Annotated in this window: 13 protein-coding genes and 5 tRNA genes; 17 read left to right on the top strand and 1 reads right to left on the bottom strand. The window is 46.3% G+C overall.

The genetic code is table 11. The features are described from left to right. The first annotated feature begins 12 nt into the window (after window positions 1-12). From ispF to rpoS, 6 genes are all read left to right on the top strand, one after another. A complete protein-coding gene (gene ispF / locus VCHENC03_RS03505; protein ID WP_009707591.1) occupies window positions 13-489 on the top strand; it encodes a 2-C-methyl-D-erythritol 2,4-cyclodiphosphate synthase in 477 nt (158 codons plus the stop codon). A 45-nt stretch (window positions 490-534) separates the two neighbouring features. Continuing rightward, on the top strand, window positions 535-1,578 hold the full coding sequence (gene truD, locus VCHENC03_RS03510; protein WP_009707590.1) for a tRNA pseudouridine(13) synthase TruD: 1,044 nt from the start codon (window positions 535-537) through the stop codon (window positions 1,576-1,578). Next, window positions 1,578-2,354, top strand: a complete 777-nt coding sequence (gene surE, locus VCHENC03_RS03515; protein ID WP_009707589.1) for a 5'/3'-nucleotidase SurE — start codon at window positions 1,578-1,580, stop codon at window positions 2,352-2,354. Before truD ends, surE begins: the two co-directional genes overlap by 1 nt. Continuing rightward, entirely contained in the window at window positions 2,354-2,980 is a 627-nt protein-coding gene (locus VCHENC03_RS03520) for a protein-L-isoaspartate(D-aspartate) O-methyltransferase (RefSeq protein ID WP_005436423.1), read from the top strand. Before surE ends, VCHENC03_RS03520 begins: the two co-directional genes overlap by 1 nt. 14 nt (window positions 2,981-2,994) lie before the next feature. Continuing rightward, window positions 2,995-3,918, top strand: a complete 924-nt coding sequence (locus tag VCHENC03_RS03525) for a peptidoglycan DD-metalloendopeptidase family protein (RefSeq protein ID WP_005436421.1) — start codon at window positions 2,995-2,997, stop codon at window positions 3,916-3,918. Between the two features lie 80 nt (window positions 3,919-3,998). Further along, window positions 3,999-4,982, top strand: a complete 984-nt coding sequence (gene rpoS / locus VCHENC03_RS03530; RefSeq protein ID WP_009707587.1) for an RNA polymerase sigma factor RpoS — start codon at window positions 3,999-4,001, stop codon at window positions 4,980-4,982. Between the two features lie 88 nt (window positions 4,983-5,070). Here rpoS and mutS read toward each other — a convergent pair whose 3' ends face one another. Further along, complete coding sequence (mutS, locus tag VCHENC03_RS03535; protein ID WP_009707586.1) at window positions 5,071-7,632, bottom strand: DNA mismatch repair protein MutS; 2,562 nt, start codon at window positions 7,630-7,632, stop codon at window positions 5,071-5,073. A gap of 85 nt (window positions 7,633-7,717) precedes the next feature. Here mutS and pncC point away from each other — a divergent pair, with 85 nt between their 5' ends. From pncC to VCHENC03_RS03590, 11 genes are all read left to right on the top strand, one after another. Next, window positions 7,718-8,200 carry a nicotinamide-nucleotide amidase gene (gene pncC / locus VCHENC03_RS03540; RefSeq protein WP_009707585.1) on the top strand — a complete coding sequence of 161 codons (483 nt, stop codon included), beginning with the start codon at window positions 7,718-7,720 and terminating at the stop codon, window positions 8,198-8,200. Between the two features lie 200 nt (window positions 8,201-8,400). Beyond that, on the top strand, window positions 8,401-9,444 hold the full coding sequence (gene recA / locus VCHENC03_RS03545) for a recombinase RecA (RefSeq protein WP_005436413.1): 1,044 nt from the start codon (window positions 8,401-8,403) through the stop codon (window positions 9,442-9,444). A gap of 206 nt (window positions 9,445-9,650) precedes the next feature. Then, window positions 9,651-10,118, top strand: coding sequence for a recombination regulator RecX (gene recX / locus VCHENC03_RS03550; RefSeq protein ID WP_009707584.1), 468 nt, complete (start codon window positions 9,651-9,653; stop codon window positions 10,116-10,118). A 142-nt stretch (window positions 10,119-10,260) separates the two neighbouring features. Further along, on the top strand, window positions 10,261-12,843 hold the full coding sequence (alaS, locus tag VCHENC03_RS03555) for an alanine--tRNA ligase (protein WP_009707583.1): 2,583 nt from the start codon (window positions 10,261-10,263) through the stop codon (window positions 12,841-12,843). A 203-nt stretch (window positions 12,844-13,046) separates the two neighbouring features. Continuing rightward, a complete protein-coding gene (locus VCHENC03_RS03560) occupies window positions 13,047-14,234 on the top strand; it encodes an aspartate kinase (RefSeq protein ID WP_009707582.1) in 1,188 nt (395 codons plus the stop codon). A 92-nt stretch (window positions 14,235-14,326) separates the two neighbouring features. Continuing rightward, window positions 14,327-14,524 carry a carbon storage regulator CsrA gene (gene csrA, locus VCHENC03_RS03565; protein WP_004415691.1) on the top strand — a complete coding sequence of 66 codons (198 nt, stop codon included), beginning with the start codon at window positions 14,327-14,329 and terminating at the stop codon, window positions 14,522-14,524. A gap of 243 nt (window positions 14,525-14,767) precedes the next feature. Next, a tRNA-Ser gene (locus VCHENC03_RS03570) sits at window positions 14,768-14,859 on the top strand. A 31-nt stretch (window positions 14,860-14,890) separates the two neighbouring features. Continuing rightward, window positions 14,891-14,967 (top strand) — tRNA-Arg (locus tag VCHENC03_RS03575). A gap of 29 nt (window positions 14,968-14,996) precedes the next feature. Next, window positions 14,997-15,088: transfer RNA gene (locus tag VCHENC03_RS03580), tRNA-Ser, on the top strand. An 85-nt stretch (window positions 15,089-15,173) separates the two neighbouring features. Continuing rightward, a tRNA-Arg gene (locus VCHENC03_RS03585) sits at window positions 15,174-15,250 on the top strand. 57 nt (window positions 15,251-15,307) lie between these two features. Continuing rightward, window positions 15,308-15,384, top strand: a tRNA-Arg gene (locus tag VCHENC03_RS03590). Window positions 15,385-15,503 lie beyond the last annotated feature (119 nt).

Here is a 15,503-nt window from a genome sequence, read left to right as displayed (position 1 = left end):
AAAGGATAAAAAATGATTCGAATTGGTCATGGTTTCGACGTACATAAATTCGGCGGTGAAGGTCCGGTAATCATCGGTGGTGTAGCGATTCCTTACGAACAAGGTTTGATTGCACATTCTGATGGTGATGTCGCACTGCATGCGTTGAGTGATGCTTTGTTAGGAGCGATCGCTGCAGGTGATATTGGTCGTCACTTCCCAGATACGGATGACAAATGGAAAGGCGCGGATAGCCGTGAATTATTGAAAGACGTATACCGTCGAGTCAAAGAACAAGGCTACCGACTTGGTAATGCTGACATCACTATCATTGCACAAGCGCCTAAAATGGCTCCGTACATTGAAGCTATGTGCGCAGCGATTGCCGAAGACTTGGAAACCGACATTAACAACATTAACGTAAAAGCGACGACGACAGAACGTCTTGGTTTTACTGGACGCAAAGAAGGCATTGCAACGGAAGCAGTTGTACTTCTGTTTAAGCAATAACTAGCAATTTGCTCCTCTAAGCTGTGATATCAGCGGAAACACATCATGTCAGACATTTTATCTTCATTGGCTTACCTAACAGGTAAGCCAGTTGCATCTGCAAAAATCAAAGCGCAACCAGATCACTTTCAGGTTCGCGAAGATTTAGGTTTTGCCTTTACGGGTGAAGGCGAGCACTTAATGGTTCGTATCCGTAAAACCGGTGAGAACACCAGCTTTGTTGCTAACGAGTTAGCTAAAGCCTGTGGTGTTAAGTCGAAAGACGTCAGCTGGGCAGGTCTTAAAGACCGTCATGCTGTGACTGAACAGTGGCTAAGCGTGCATTTACCAAAAGGTGAAACACCAGACTTTTCAGCATTTTTGGCGCAATACCCGAGCATCGAAATCCTTGCAACGGATCGTCACAACAAAAAACTGCGTCCTGGTGACTTAGTAGGGAACGAGTTCGTGGTTACTTTGTCTGAAGTGACAGATGTAGCGGATGTTGAGCAACGTCTTGAAAAAGTGAAACAAGTGGGTGTGCCAAACTACTTTGGTAGTCAGCGTTTTGGTAACGATGGCAACAACCTTGAAGAAGCACGTCGATGGGGACGCGAGAACGTTCGTACCCGCAACCAAAACAAGCGCAGCATGTACTTGTCAGCGGCTCGTTCATGGATCTTCAACCGTATTGTTTCAGCTCGCCTAGAGAATGGTGTGTTTGATAAATTTATCGACGGTGATGTGGCGCAGACAGCTTCTGGCACTCAGTTGGTTGATGCAAGTAACATGGCAGATCTACAAGCACAGTTTGCTCAAGGTGAAGTGGCGATCACTGCTGCACTGGCGGGCGATAACGCACTACCGACTCAAGCGGATGCGCTAACCTTAGAGCAACCGTTCTTAGATGAAGAACCAGATTTGATGGCACTGATTCGCGGTAATCGTATGCGTCATGACCGTCGTGACATCGCACTCAAACCACAAGATTTAGCTTGGACTGTCGATGGTAACAACATCACACTGACATTCTCGCTGGATGCGGGCTCCTTTGCGACTTCAATCGTGCGCGAATTGGTTATCGAAGAAAAGGTAGAAAGAGAATATTAATGGAAATGGATTCACACAACGCGAAGCCATTAAGAATACTGCTCAGTAATGATGACGGTGTTCATGCTCAGGGAATTCACGCGCTTGCTGATGAGCTAAGAAGCATTGCTGAAGTGACAATCGTAGCACCAGACAGAAACCGCTCTGGTGCTTCTAACTCGCTTACGTTGGAGCAGCCACTACGCGTTACTGAGATTGCGCCGAAAACCTTCTCTGTGCAGGGGACGCCAACTGACTGTGTCCACTTCGCGCTGAATGAGTTAATGAAAGATGACCTGCCAGACCTTGTGCTGTCAGGCATCAATCATGGTGCCAACTTAGGTGACGACGTGCTGTACTCTGGTACAGTCGCTGCGGCGATGGAAGGGCACTTCCTTGGTGTGCAGGCGATTGCTTTTTCTCTAGTCGGTAAACAACATTTTGAATCGGCAGCTAAAATTGCTCGCCAGTTGGTTGAGCAGCATCTGATTCGCCCAATTCCAACCAACCGTCTATTGAATGTAAACGTACCCGATCTTCCATTTGAAGAGCTTGGTGAGATTAAAGTGACTCGCTTAGGTGCTCGTCATCACGCTGAGAATATGATCAAGCAGAAAGATCCGCGCGGACATGATATTTATTGGCTCGGCCCTCCGGGTAAAGAGCAAGATGCTGGTATTGGTACAGACTTTTATGCGATTGAACATGGCTTTGTTTCAATCACGCCGCTACAAGTCGACTTAACAGCTCATGAGTCATTACGTGCAATGGATAGTTGGTTAAAGGAAGAGAATTAATGAGTAACCCACATGCTGACAGGTTGATAGCGTTTCTTATCTCCAGTGGCATCAGTGATCAACGCGTGTTGGATGCAATTTATCGTTTGCCACGTGAGAGCTTTGTCTCACAAGCGATGATGCACCAAGCATACGACAACAATGCGTTGCCGATTGGTCAGGGACAAACTATTTCTCAACCTTACATAGTCGCGAAAATGACAGAACTGTTGGATCTAAAATCGAACAGCAATGTATTAGAAATTGGTACAGGCTCAGGTTACCAAACCGCTGTTCTCGCTCAAATTGTCGATCATGTTTATTCCGTTGAACGCATCAAATCCTTGCAATGGGATGCGAAGCGCCGTCTGAAACAACTCGATATTTATAATGTATCGACGAAACATGGTGATGGTTGGCTTGGTTGGGAAGGCAAAGGTCCTTTCGATGCGATTATCGTCACTGCCGCCGCGGAGAGTGTCCCCCAAGCACTTTTATCGCAGCTAAAAGAAGGCGGTAAGATGGTCATTCCGGTGGGGGACGATGAGCAACAACTATTAAAAATTGAACGTCAGGGTGAACAATATCTGTCGACCGTGGTAGAAATGGTAAGATTTGTGCCATTAGTTGCAGGTGATTTAGCTTAAAGGTTAAAGACTAGGTGAAGAAGTTATTACATCGTTTTGTTATTAGCTGTTTGTTAGCTGCGGGACTTGTTGGTTGCGCGGCTCATTCACCTGCACCTGTTTCAAGCCTAAATAAGGATTACTCGACGGTTGAGCGTGGCAGTTATAGAGGGAGTTATTACGAAGTAAAGAAAGGTGATACCCTTTATTTTATAGCCTACGTCACAGATAAGAATGTAAATGATCTAGTTCGTTACAATGAGTTGTCTGCTCCTTACACGATTTTCCCGGGCCAGAGGTTGAAACTTTGGGCTCCGAAATATGTGGCCCCTAAATATGGCCACAAAGTGGAACCCGTTGTCGCTCCTGTTGTTGCAGCAAAACCTGCTCCGGTGACTAAAACATCAACAACGTCAAAGGCGTCAAATTCAAGTAAAAGCTCTACTCAGAAACCTAAGACAACTACGACTCAGGTTGCACAAAAACAGCCGCCAAAGAAGGTTGAACAATCCAAACCAAAGGAGTATGTTGGGTCAAAAGGTAATCAGAATGTTAAACCGAAACCGCCAACAACCACCGCGAAAAATGAAAAAGTCTCGAAGTGGTTATGGCCGACAAAAGGGAGAGTAATCAGTAACTTCTCAGCGGGAGAACAAGGAAATAAAGGTATCGACATCGCAGGACAGCGTGGTCAACCTATCGTTTCAACCGCAGCTGGCACCGTCGTTTATTCGGGTAATGCGCTACGAGGTTATGGCAACCTAATTATAGTGAAGCATAACGACAATTATTTAAGCGCATACGCACACAACGACAGACTGCTGGTATCAGAAGGACAAAGTGTTAAGAGCGGACAAAAAATAGCAACCATGGGTAGTTCAGGTGCTAAATCCGTCAAACTACATTTTGAAATTCGTTATCAAGGTAAATCAGTGAATCCAAAGCGCTATTTACCGTAAAACTTTGAATAACAACTTGCGACATCATTTAGCGGCATATTGAGTTGTCATGTCTTGCTAACTCGCCAGGGGGAGGCGTTATGAGTATCAGCAACACAGTAACCAAAGTTGAAGAGTTCGACTACGACAATGCACAATCGGAAGGCATTTCAAACGAACCTGCAAAAACATCTACTGGAACCAAATCAGCGGCGCGCGAAGAATTTGACGCGAGCAGTAAGAGCTTAGACGCAACACAGCTCTACTTGGGCGAAATTGGTTTCTCACCACTACTCACTGCAGAAGAAGAAGTACTTTATGCTCGACGTGCGCTGCGTGGCGATGAAGCTGCTCGCAAACGTATGATCGAAAGTAACTTGCGTCTTGTAGTGAAAATCTCTCGTCGATACAGCAACCGTGGTCTTGCACTTCTTGATCTCATCGAAGAAGGTAACCTAGGTTTGATCCGTGCGGTCGAGAAGTTCGATCCAGAACGCGGTTTCCGTTTCTCAACTTACGCGACGTGGTGGATTCGCCAAACGATCGAACGTGCGTTGATGAACCAAACGCGTACGATCCGTCTGCCAATTCATGTGGTAAAAGAGCTGAACATTTATCTGCGTACTGCACGTGAGCTTTCTCAGAAGCTCGACCATGAACCAACAGCAGAAGAAATCGCTGCACAGTTAGATATCCCAGTAGAAGACGTAAGCAAGATGCTACGCCTCAACGAGCGTATCAGTTCTGTTGACACGCCAATCGGTGGTGACGGCGAGAAAGCGCTATTGGATATCATTCCTGATGCAAACAACTCGGATCCTGAAGTTTCCACTCAAGACGATGACATCAAATCTTCATTGATCCATTGGCTAGAAGAGCTGAATCCAAAACAGAAAGAAGTGCTGGCACGTCGTTTTGGTCTGCTTGGTTACGAGCCATCAACGCTTGAAGAAGTGGGACGTGAAATCGGACTAACACGCGAACGTGTTCGTCAGATCCAAGTGGAAGGTTTACGTCGACTACGCGAGATCTTAATTAAGCAAGGTTTAAACATGGAAAACCTGTTTAACGTTGAAGACGACTAAACAAGTCAGCTTTAGAAGCGAGTTCAGAATAAACAAAAGGCTATGGGTGACCATAGCCTTTTTGCGTTTTCCTGTATCAGTACAGGAACTAGAGCATTTTCTTCAAGCGATATAACTCTTCCAGTGCCTGACGCGGTGTTAGATCGTCAGGATCGATGTTCGACAATGCTTGTTCAACATCGCTTGGTTCTGGGATCAGGCTGAGTTGGTTTGCCACATCAACGGTACTCGGACGAGGTGAGTCTGTTCCCTGACCTAATTGTTCAAGCTGAGACAGTTTGTGACGCGCATTCTTGATTACTGGTTTTGGAACGCCCGCTAAACCAGCAACCGCTAAACCATAAGACTTGCTTGCTGCGCCTTCTTGTACCGCGTGCATAAAGGCAATGCTGTCACCGTGCTCTACTGCATCAAGGTGAACGTTGGCTAGATTTGGCAGTAAGTTTGGCAGCTCAGTCAGTTCGAAGTAGTGGGTTGCGAACAGGGTCATTGCTCCAATTTGAGTTGCAAGCCATTCTGCACTTGCCCATGCTAAAGACAGACCATCGTAAGTGCTGGTACCGCGACCGATCTCATCCATCAGCACCAAGCTGTTCTTGGTCGCGTTATGAAGAATGTTGGCTGTTTCAGTCATTTCTACCATGAAGGTTGAGCGACCAGAGGCCAAATCATCAGATGCACCGATACGAGTAAAGATACGGTCTAGAGAGCCAATATGAGCTGATTCTGCAGGTACGTATGAACCAATGTGAGCCATCAAAGCAATCAGTGCGGTTTGGCGCATATAGGTCGATTTACCACCCATGTTTGGACCAGTGATGATCAGCATCTTACGAGCTGAGCTGAGTTCAATTGGGTTGGCAATAAACGGTTCGCTTGTTACTTGCTCCACGACAGGGTGACGACCTGCTTGAATGCTAATGCCTGCTTCTTTGTCCAACGTTGGGCGACAGTAATCAAGTGAATCTGCACGTTCAGCTAGGTTTTGTAGTACGTCCAACTGAGAAATCGCCGAGGCAAGGTTTTGCATCTTCTCAAGGTTTGGCATCAACAAATCAAACAGTTCTTCCCACAGTTTTTTCTCAACTGCTAGCGCTTTTGACTTAGAGTTTAGTACCTTGTCTTCGTGTTCTTTCAGCTCAGGAATGATGTAGCGTTCTGCGTTTTTCAGCGTTTGGCGACGTACATAGTGTGGTGGCACTAAGTGGCTCTGACCACGACTAACCTGAATGAAGAAACCGTGTACGGCGTTGTAGCCAACTTTTAGGGTGTCGATACCATGACGTTCACGCTCGTCTGTTTCAAGTTTTTCAAGATACTCGGTTGCGCCGTCTGCAAGCTTTCGCCATTCGTCCAGCTCAGCGTTGTAGCCCTCTGCAATCACACCACCTTCGCGAATCACCACTGGTGGGTTTTCTTTGATTGCGCGCTCAAGTAAGTCACATACCTCATCCATTGGCGCAGCAAATTGAGCCAGCTTTTTAAGGTATGGGTGAGCTAGAGAAGAAGTGACGGCTTCCAACTCTGGCAACTGCTGCATCGCATGACGTAAGCGAGCCATATCGCGCGGACGTGCCGAGCGAAGCGCCAAACGAGCAAGGATACGCTCAATATCACCAATCTGTTTGAAGATCGGTTGAATGTCGGTAAACAAGCTTTGGTCTTTGATTTCACCAATCGCATCAAGACGGTTGTTGAGAGTATCGACACAGCGCATTGGCTGATGCAACCAACGTTTCAGCATACGGCTGCCCATTGGAGTTGCACAGTGATCGAGCACTTCAGCGAGCGTGTTATCCGTGCCGCCTGATAGGTTTTGCGTCAGCTCCAAGTTACGACGTGTCGCCGCATCAAGAATGACTGAGTGATCTTGGCGATCAAACGTTAACGAACGAATGTGCGGTAGGGCAGTACGCTGAGTATCTTTTACGTATTGAATCAAACAACCCGCAGCACACAGGCCTAGTGAAGCGTGCTCAACACCAAAGCCTACTAAATCGCGCGTACCAAATTGTTGGTTCAACTGCTGCTTCGCGGTATCTAGCTCAAATTCCCAGACCGGGCGACGACGGTTGCCGTTGCGGCTAGACATGAGGTGAACTGCTTCAAAATCCTCAGGGAAGAGTAATTCACGAGGAGCTGTGCGCTGCAACTCAGCAGCCATTGCTTCTTCGGTCTCTGGCTCGACTAGTTGGAAACGACCCGAAGTCACATCCAATGTCGCGTAACCGAATTTACCATTGTGTTGGTAAATCGCTGCAATCAGGTTGTCGAGACGCTCAGACAGCAGTGCTTCGTCGGTCACCGTACCAGGGGTGACGATACGCACTACTTTACGCTCAACCGGACCTTTGCTTGTCGCTGGATCGCCAATCTGTTCACAGATCGCGACAGACTCACCTAGTTGAACAAGTTTAGCCAGATAACCTTCAACAGCGTGGAATGGGACGCCAGCCATAGGAATTGGTTCACCTGCCGATGCGCCGCGTTTGGTCAACGAGATATCTAACAATTGAGATGCACGTTTTGCATCGTCGTAGAAGAGTTCGTAGAAGTCGCCCATGCGATAGAACAGCAAGATTTCTGGGTTCTCAGCCTTTAGCTTGAGATATTGCTGCATCATCGGAGTATGTTTTTGTTCAGCTTTCACAGGTAAGTACTTTTGTTTATTTCCGTAGCGGCTTAGGATACGTGAATCCCTATCAAGTAAAAAGAGACAAAGGGCATTTTTGGCTATGGAAAGAGCAACAAAATTGAGTGCCGATCTAGGCGCATTATTGGCTAAGCATGGACATGTTTTAACAACCGCAGAATCATGCACGGGTGGCGGTGTCGCAACCGCTATTACTGACATTGCTGGTAGTTCTGCGTGGCTTGATCGCGCGTTCGTTACTTATAGTAATGAAGCCAAAATGGAGATGCTTGGTGTACAAGCTTCAACGTTAGAAGCGCACGGTGCAGTGAGTGAGCCTGTTGTGATTGAAATGGTGCAGGGCGCAATTAAAAACTCCAACGCAACCATCGGCGTATCCATCAGTGGTATCGCTGGCCCGGGAGGAGGCAGTGAAGAGAAACCTGTCGGAACGGTCTGCTTTGCTTTTGCTGATAATCAAAATTGGCAGCAAGTAGAAACCATGCATTTTACTGGTGACCGTGCAGAAGTTCGCAAAAAAGCGGTCGAGCATGCACTGACTCAATTGCATCAACATCTGATTTAGAATTTGTGAAATTGTCTTAGCCCAGCGTTGATAAGGGCTAGAGCAAATCACAGCTTTAGGTCAGCCAAATTTTTTTCATACAGGTATAGACACTGTATGAATCAACAGTATAATAACTTTCATTGCTGAGCAGTTCTTCTGCTTAAGAAAAATGAATTACTATTCGTCGCCCAAAGAAGATGAATAAATCGGAGAAAGTAATGGACGAGAACAAACAGAAAGCGCTCGCCGCTGCGCTAGGTCAAATTGAAAAGCAATTCGGTAAAGGCTCTATCATGCGCCTTGGTGATAACCGCGCAATGGACGTAGAAACCATCTCAACGGGTTCTCTTTCTCTTGATATCGCTTTGGGTGCTGGTGGTCTACCAATGGGTCGTATCGTAGAAATCTACGGTCCAGAATCTTCAGGTAAAACAACGCTAACTCTTGAACTTATTGCTGCTGCGCAACGCGAAGGCAAAACTTGTGCGTTTATCGATGCAGAGCACGCGCTAGATCCTGTGTACGCAAAGAAACTTGGCGTTGATATCGATGCACTATTGGTTTCTCAGCCAGACACTGGTGAGCAAGCGCTAGAAATCTGTGACGCACTTGCACGCTCTGGTGCGATTGACGTTATGGTTGTCGACTCAGTTGCAGCACTAACACCAAAAGCAGAGATCGAAGGCGAAATGGGCGACAGCCACATGGGTCTTCAAGCACGTATGCTTTCTCAAGCGATGCGTAAGCTAACGGGTAACCTAAAGCAATCTAACTGTATGTGTATCTTCATCAACCAAATCCGTATGAAGATTGGTGTGATGTTCGGTAACCCAGAAACAACAACAGGTGGTAACGCACTTAAGTTCTACGCTTCTGTTCGTCTAGATATCCGTCGTACTGGCGCAATCAAAGAAGGTGACGAAGTAGTAGGTAACGAAACGCGCATCAAAGTTGTTAAGAACAAGATTGCTGCACCGTTTAAAGAAGCAAACACGCAAATCATGTACGGCCAAGGCTTCAACCGTGAAGGCGAACTGATTGATCTAGGCGTGAAGCACAAGCTAGTTGAAAAAGCGGGTGCATGGTACAGCTACCAAGGCGACAAGATTGGCCAAGGTAAAGCAAACGCTTGTAACTACCTACGCGAAAACCCAGAAATCGGTAAGACTATCGATACTAAACTGCGTGAAATGCTACTTTCACCAGCACTACCTGAAGCACCAGAATCAGGTGAAAAATCAGAGCAAGAAGAAGAGTTTTAAGCTTCTGATTGAATCATATTGAACAAAGCCCTGCTATGCGGGGCTTTGTTGTATCTGCTGAAATCAAAATCGAAAAAACAAAGGCTAGGTTAATATCAATTCGGGTAGGTAAGCGAGCAGTTCTAGTGCTTTAAAGAGCTAGAGTAAGCCGCGATTTACTACGATTGTTATAAAGCCTGTACAGCAAAAACAGTTTTAGGATCACCATGTACCAAAAGCGTCAAGAACCGACTCTATCTAGCAAAGAAGCGGCTATCCAATTATTGAGCCGTCGAGACCATGGGCAATACGAGTTATACCAAAAGCTAGCTCTAAAAGGGTATGAAGAGGCTGACATCGAAGCGGCCATTAATTTTTGTCTCGACCACAACTATTTGGACGACCTGCGTTATGCCAAAAGCCAAGTGCGCCAGCATGTTTACAAAGGTCATGGTGAGCGCCGCATTCGTCAAGAACTGAACCAAAAACGTGTCGCAGAATCCATCATTGATATGGCGATGGCAGAAGAACCCCAAGACTGGTTTGAACTGGCAAGAATGGCTGCTGAGAAGAAATTCAAAGGAATAAAAGCCAAAGACCAGAAAGAGTACGCTAAACAAGTGCGATTTCTGCAATATCGTGGCTACAGTTTTGACCAAATCAGCTATGCGCTGAGCTTTGAGGACGAAGATTAGCGGTCAGCCGTTCGCACTGTTTTTTGTTTTGCTTCAAATTTTTTCTTCTAATGCCTCTTTTCCGCAAGAAAACTAGTCGTAGCTGATTGCATGATCTACAATACGGCAAAATTCTAACTCGACTATTTTCAGGAAGAGCTGCATGTACATGAGCACTGATGAGGTTCGTAACGCGTTCCTCAAGTTCTTTGAGAGCAAAGGACACCAAATCGTAGAAAGTTCATCGTTAGTTCCACATAACGACCCAACCCTGCTATTCACAAACGCGGGTATGAACCAATTTAAAGATTGTTTCTTAGGCTTAGAAAAACGAGCCTACACTCGAGCGACTACGGCTCAACGTTGTGTACGTGCTGGTGGTAAACACAACGACCTGGAAAACGTTGGCTTCACTGCTCGTCACCACACATTCTTTGAAATGCTAGGTAACTTCAGCTTTGGCGATTACTTCAAAGAAGACGCTATCGCGTTCGCTTGGGAATTCCTAACAGTAACCCTTAAGCTGCCAGCAGACCGTCTACTTGTAACCGTTTACGAGACAGACGACGAAGCATTCGATATCTGGAACCAAAAAGTAGGCGTTCCAGCAGACCGCATTATTCGCATCGGCGACAAGAAAGGTGGTAAACCATACGAGTCAGATAACTTCTGGCAAATGGGTGACACAGGTCCTTGTGGTCCATGTACTGAAATCTTCTACGATCACGGTGAGCACATCTGGGGTGGCCGTCCTGGCACACCTGAAGAAGATGGTGACCGTTTCATCGAGATCTGGAACAACGTATTCATGCAGTTCAACCGTCATGCAGACGGCACTATGGAACCGCTACCAAAACCATCGGTAGATACTGGTATGGGTATCGAGCGTATCTCTGCAATCATGCAAGGCGTTCACTCAAACTACGAAATCGATGTATTCCAAGCTCTTATCAAAGCTGCTGCTGAAGTGATTGGTTACGAAGACCTATCAAACCAATCGCTACGCGTTATCGCTGACCACATCCGTTCATGTTCATTCCTGATCGTTGATGGCGTTATGCCTTCAAACGAAGGTCGTGGTTATGTTCTACGTCGTATCATCCGTCGTGCAGTTCGCCACGGTAACAAGCTGGGCGCACAAGGTGCATTCTTCCACAAACTGGTTAGTGTACTAGCGGAAATCATGGGTACGGCTGGTGAAGAGCTGAAGCGTCAACAAGCTGTGGTTGAAAAAGTACTGCGTATCGAAGAAGAAAACTTCGGTCGTACACTTGAGCGCGGTATGGCGATTCTAAACGAAGCACTAGATAACCTAGACGGTAAAGTACTAGACGGCGAAACCGTATTTAAACTTTACGATACTTACGGCTTCCCAGCTGACTTAACTAACGACGTTGCACGTGAGCGGGAGTTCGCAATCGACGAAGAAGGTTTCGAGAAAGCGATGGAAGAGCAGCGTCAACGTGCGCGTGAAGCTGGTAACTTCGGTACTGACTACAACGCAGCAATCAAAGTTGATACGCAAACAGAATTCTGTGGTTACACAGGTACTAAAGGCTCTAGCTCTGTAGCGGCGATGTTCGTTGAAGGCAACGAAGTAGAATCTCTATCTGCAGGCGACAAAGCAATCATCGTGCTTGGTGAGACACCATTCTACGCAGAGTCAGGTGGTCAATGTGGTGACGCTGGTGAAATCCGTACTGAAGCTGGTGTATTCCGTGTTGAAGACACTCAAAAGCTAGGTAACGCAATCGCACATCACGGTGTAATGGCAGAAGGTGTTCTAGCGAAAGGCGACGAAGTAGCAACTATCGTTGACGCAGAGCGTCGCGCAGCTATCTCTCTAAACCACTCAGCAACGCACTTGCTACATGCAGCACTTCGCCAAGTTCTTGGTGAGCACGTAACGCAGAAAGGCTCACTAGTGAAAGCTGACAGCCTACGTTTCGACTTCTCACACCTAGAAGCAGTAACTGCAGCAGAACTGAAAGAAGTTGAGCGTCTAGTTAACGCGCAAATTCGTCGTAACCACACGATTGAAACCAACGTGATGGACATTGAGTCTGCTAAGAAGAAAGGCGCAATGGCTCTATTTGGCGAGAAGTACGACGACGAAGTACGCGTACTGTCTATGGGCGACTTCTCTACTGAGCTTTGTGGTGGTATCCACGCTTCAAACACAGGTGACATCGGTCTATTCAAGATCACATCTGAAGGTGGTATCGCAGCAGGTATCCGTCGTATCGAAGCGGTAACGGGTGAAGGTGCGCTAGACGCAATCGAAGCTCAAGCGGCTAAGTACGAAGAGAAACTGGCTGAATCAGCGCAGAAAGCAAAATCTCTAGAGAAAGAAATCCAGAAACTGAAAGACAAGATGGCTGCGGCAGAAAGCGCAAACATCATGGGTAAAGTTCAGGACATCAACGGTACTAAAGTACTGATCGCTGCTCTAGAAGGCGCAGATAACAAGAACCTACGTACTATGGTTGATGACATCAAGAACCAAGTAGGTAGCGGCGTAATCCTTCTTGCTAACGTGAACGATGACAAGATCGGTCTGATTGCAGGCGTAACCAAAGACCTTATCGGTAAAGTGAAAGCAGGTGACCTAGTTAAGATGGTTGCTGAGCAAGTTGGCGGTAAAGGCGGTGGTCGTCCTGACATGGCGCAAGCGGGTGGTACTGATGTTGCCGCGCTGCCTGCGGCGATTCAGTCAGTACAGCCTTGGCTAGAAGAACGCCTATAAGCTTTTAAAATAATGAATTACGCTCAATCAAGCTTCTTTGATTGAGCGTAATTTTTTTATGGTAACCAAGTGGTTTAATTGACCGTATTTTAACCAGGTCATTTACGCTGCTTGGTTTTTGTTGTAACTACCGCTTATATAATTTATCTCAATGGAGTATGAGTGGTCCTAATGAGACTTTGGTCTTGGGAAGGTGAAGACTGGTGAAAAAGCCCCTTATCGTGCAAAAGTTTGGCGGAACCTCAGTGGGTTCAATTGAAAGAATCCACCAGGTAGCTGAACACATCATTAAGGCGAAAAATGATGGTAATCAAGTTGTCGTTGTTGTGTCTGCAATGTCAGGCGAAACAAATCGACTAATGGATCTCGCTAAGCAAGTAGATAGCGTTCCAACGGCTCGAGAACTTGATGTTTTGCTCTCTGCTGGTGAGCAAGTGTCGATGGCACTGCTGGCGATGACTCTGAATAAATTGGGTTATGCAGCGCGCTCACTTACCGGAGCACAAGCGAACATTGTGACGGACAATCAACACAATGACGCGACGATTAAACACATTGATACATCTACGATTATGGATTTGCTTGAACAAGACCAAATCGTCATCGTAGCTGGCTTCCAAGGTGTGAATGAAAATGGGGATATCACCACATTAGGTCGAGGTGGCTCAGATACGAGCGCAGTGACACTGGCTGGCGCATTATGCGCGGATGAGTGTCAAATCTTTACCGACGTTGATGGTATATATACTTGTGATCCACGTGTAGTGAAAAACGCTCAAAAGATGGCGGTTATCGATTTTCCTTCAATGGAAGCGATGGCGAGCCGTGGAGCGAAAGTGTTACATCTCCCTTCTGTGCAGTATGCATGGAAGAATAATGTTCCACTACGCGTGCTTTCGACATTTGAACTGAATGAAGGCAGTTTGGTGAAAGGGGAGTCAGGCTCAAAAGCCGTCTCTGGTCTAGCCATTCAACGTGACCTTGCCATTATTGAAGTTGACGACGAACATTTGCCTAGCGTTACAAAGCAATGTCAGATGTTAGGTATCGACATTTGGAATGTGATCGAGGAAACAGAACGAACAGGTATCATGATAAAACAAGATGCATGTGCCAAGTTGGATCTGGTGTTCAGCGATAAAATCCGTAATAGTGAAGTAGTAAGCCTGTTGACCGCTGTGGGGCTAGAAGCCAATGGAATGGTTGACCATGCCTGTGAATTGTTGGCACAGCAAGATATTGCGATCAATTTCTGCGCAACGAATGCACTCACTATGATGCTAGTCTTACCACCTGAGAGTGTGGATGCAGCAGCAAACATTCTTCATAATGCTTACGTTACATCTAGTGAAGTATTAAACATTCAGCAAAAACATGCCTTTTTGGGCTAATTTTCGGTAACAAGGTAGTTTACGAAAATATAACTTTTGTTGGATAATAGCTTTGTAGCAAGAAAATTTAGAGATTACTCAAGGAGCAAAGAATGCTAATTTTGACTCGCCGCGTAGGCGAAACACTTATGATTGGTGATGAAGTGACTGTAACTGTACTAGGTGTTAAAGGTAACCAAGTACGTATCGGCGTTAACGCTCCGAAAGAGGTTTCTGTTCACCGTGAAGAAATCTACATGCGCATTCAAGCTGAAAAAGGCAACGGTAACGTTGCTTCAGGTAACTACTAAGCCGCTCCTGTTTACAGAGCTTAGTTTGAATGAAAAAGGCTAGCCGAATGGCTAGCCTTTTTAGTTTCGAAAAAATGTCATTTTTTAAGAGAAGACTCTCTTTTTTTCATCATAATAGAGTGATAAAGTTTGTTTAATAATCACTTTGATTAAATCCGCATCGGTTAAGCGATTTTTGCGTTTTTTTTCAAAGAAAGTGTTTGACATATTTTCGGTAAAACGTAATATGTGCCTCCGCAAGACGGTGAGGTGGCCGAGAGGCTGAAGGCGCTCCCCTGCTAAGGGAGTATACGGTTTATCCCGTATCGAGGGTTCGAATCCCTCCTTCACCGCCATTCTTGCAACGTTGATTTATCAACAAAAAGCGCGTCCTTAGCTCAGCTGGATAGAGTACCTGGCTACGAACCAGGCGGTCGGAGGTTCGAATCCTCCAGGACGCGCCATATCTCTTCTGAGATATAACAATGAAAACGGTGAGGTGGCCGAGAGGCTGAAGGCGCTCCCCTGCTAAGGGAGTATACGGTTTATCCCGTATCGAGGGTTCGAATCCCTCCTTCACCGCCATTCATTGACTGGCCCGACGGCCTTTTTTTTGTTTCGTAAGAAATGAATGTGATTTACTTCACAACTTCCTAGCAAGAAGATCTGCGCGTCCTTAGCTCAGCTGGATAGAGTACCTGGCTACGAACCAGGCGGTCGGAGGTTCGAATCCTCCAGGACGCGCCACTCTTTAGGGTTTCCTTGTGAACTCCTGATATTGGTAACACTGATATCGAAAACTGCGCGTCCTTAGCTCAGCTGGATAGAGTACCTGGCTACGAACCAGGCGGTCGGAGGTTCGAATCCTCCAGGACGCGCCACTATTTAATAATTCGTTTGATAAACGGGTTATACAAAGTAAAATAAAGATTATTGCGCGTCCTTAGCTCAGCTGGATAGAGTACCTGGCTACGAACCAGGCGGTCGGAGGTTCGAATCC

Source organism: Vibrio sp. HENC-03 (assembly GCF_000305755.2).
Classification (GTDB): Bacteria; Pseudomonadota; Gammaproteobacteria; order Enterobacterales; family Vibrionaceae; genus Vibrio; species Vibrio owensii.
The sequence above is the reverse complement of the archived record's forward strand: the minus strand, read 5'-3'. Positions and strand labels throughout refer to the sequence as shown.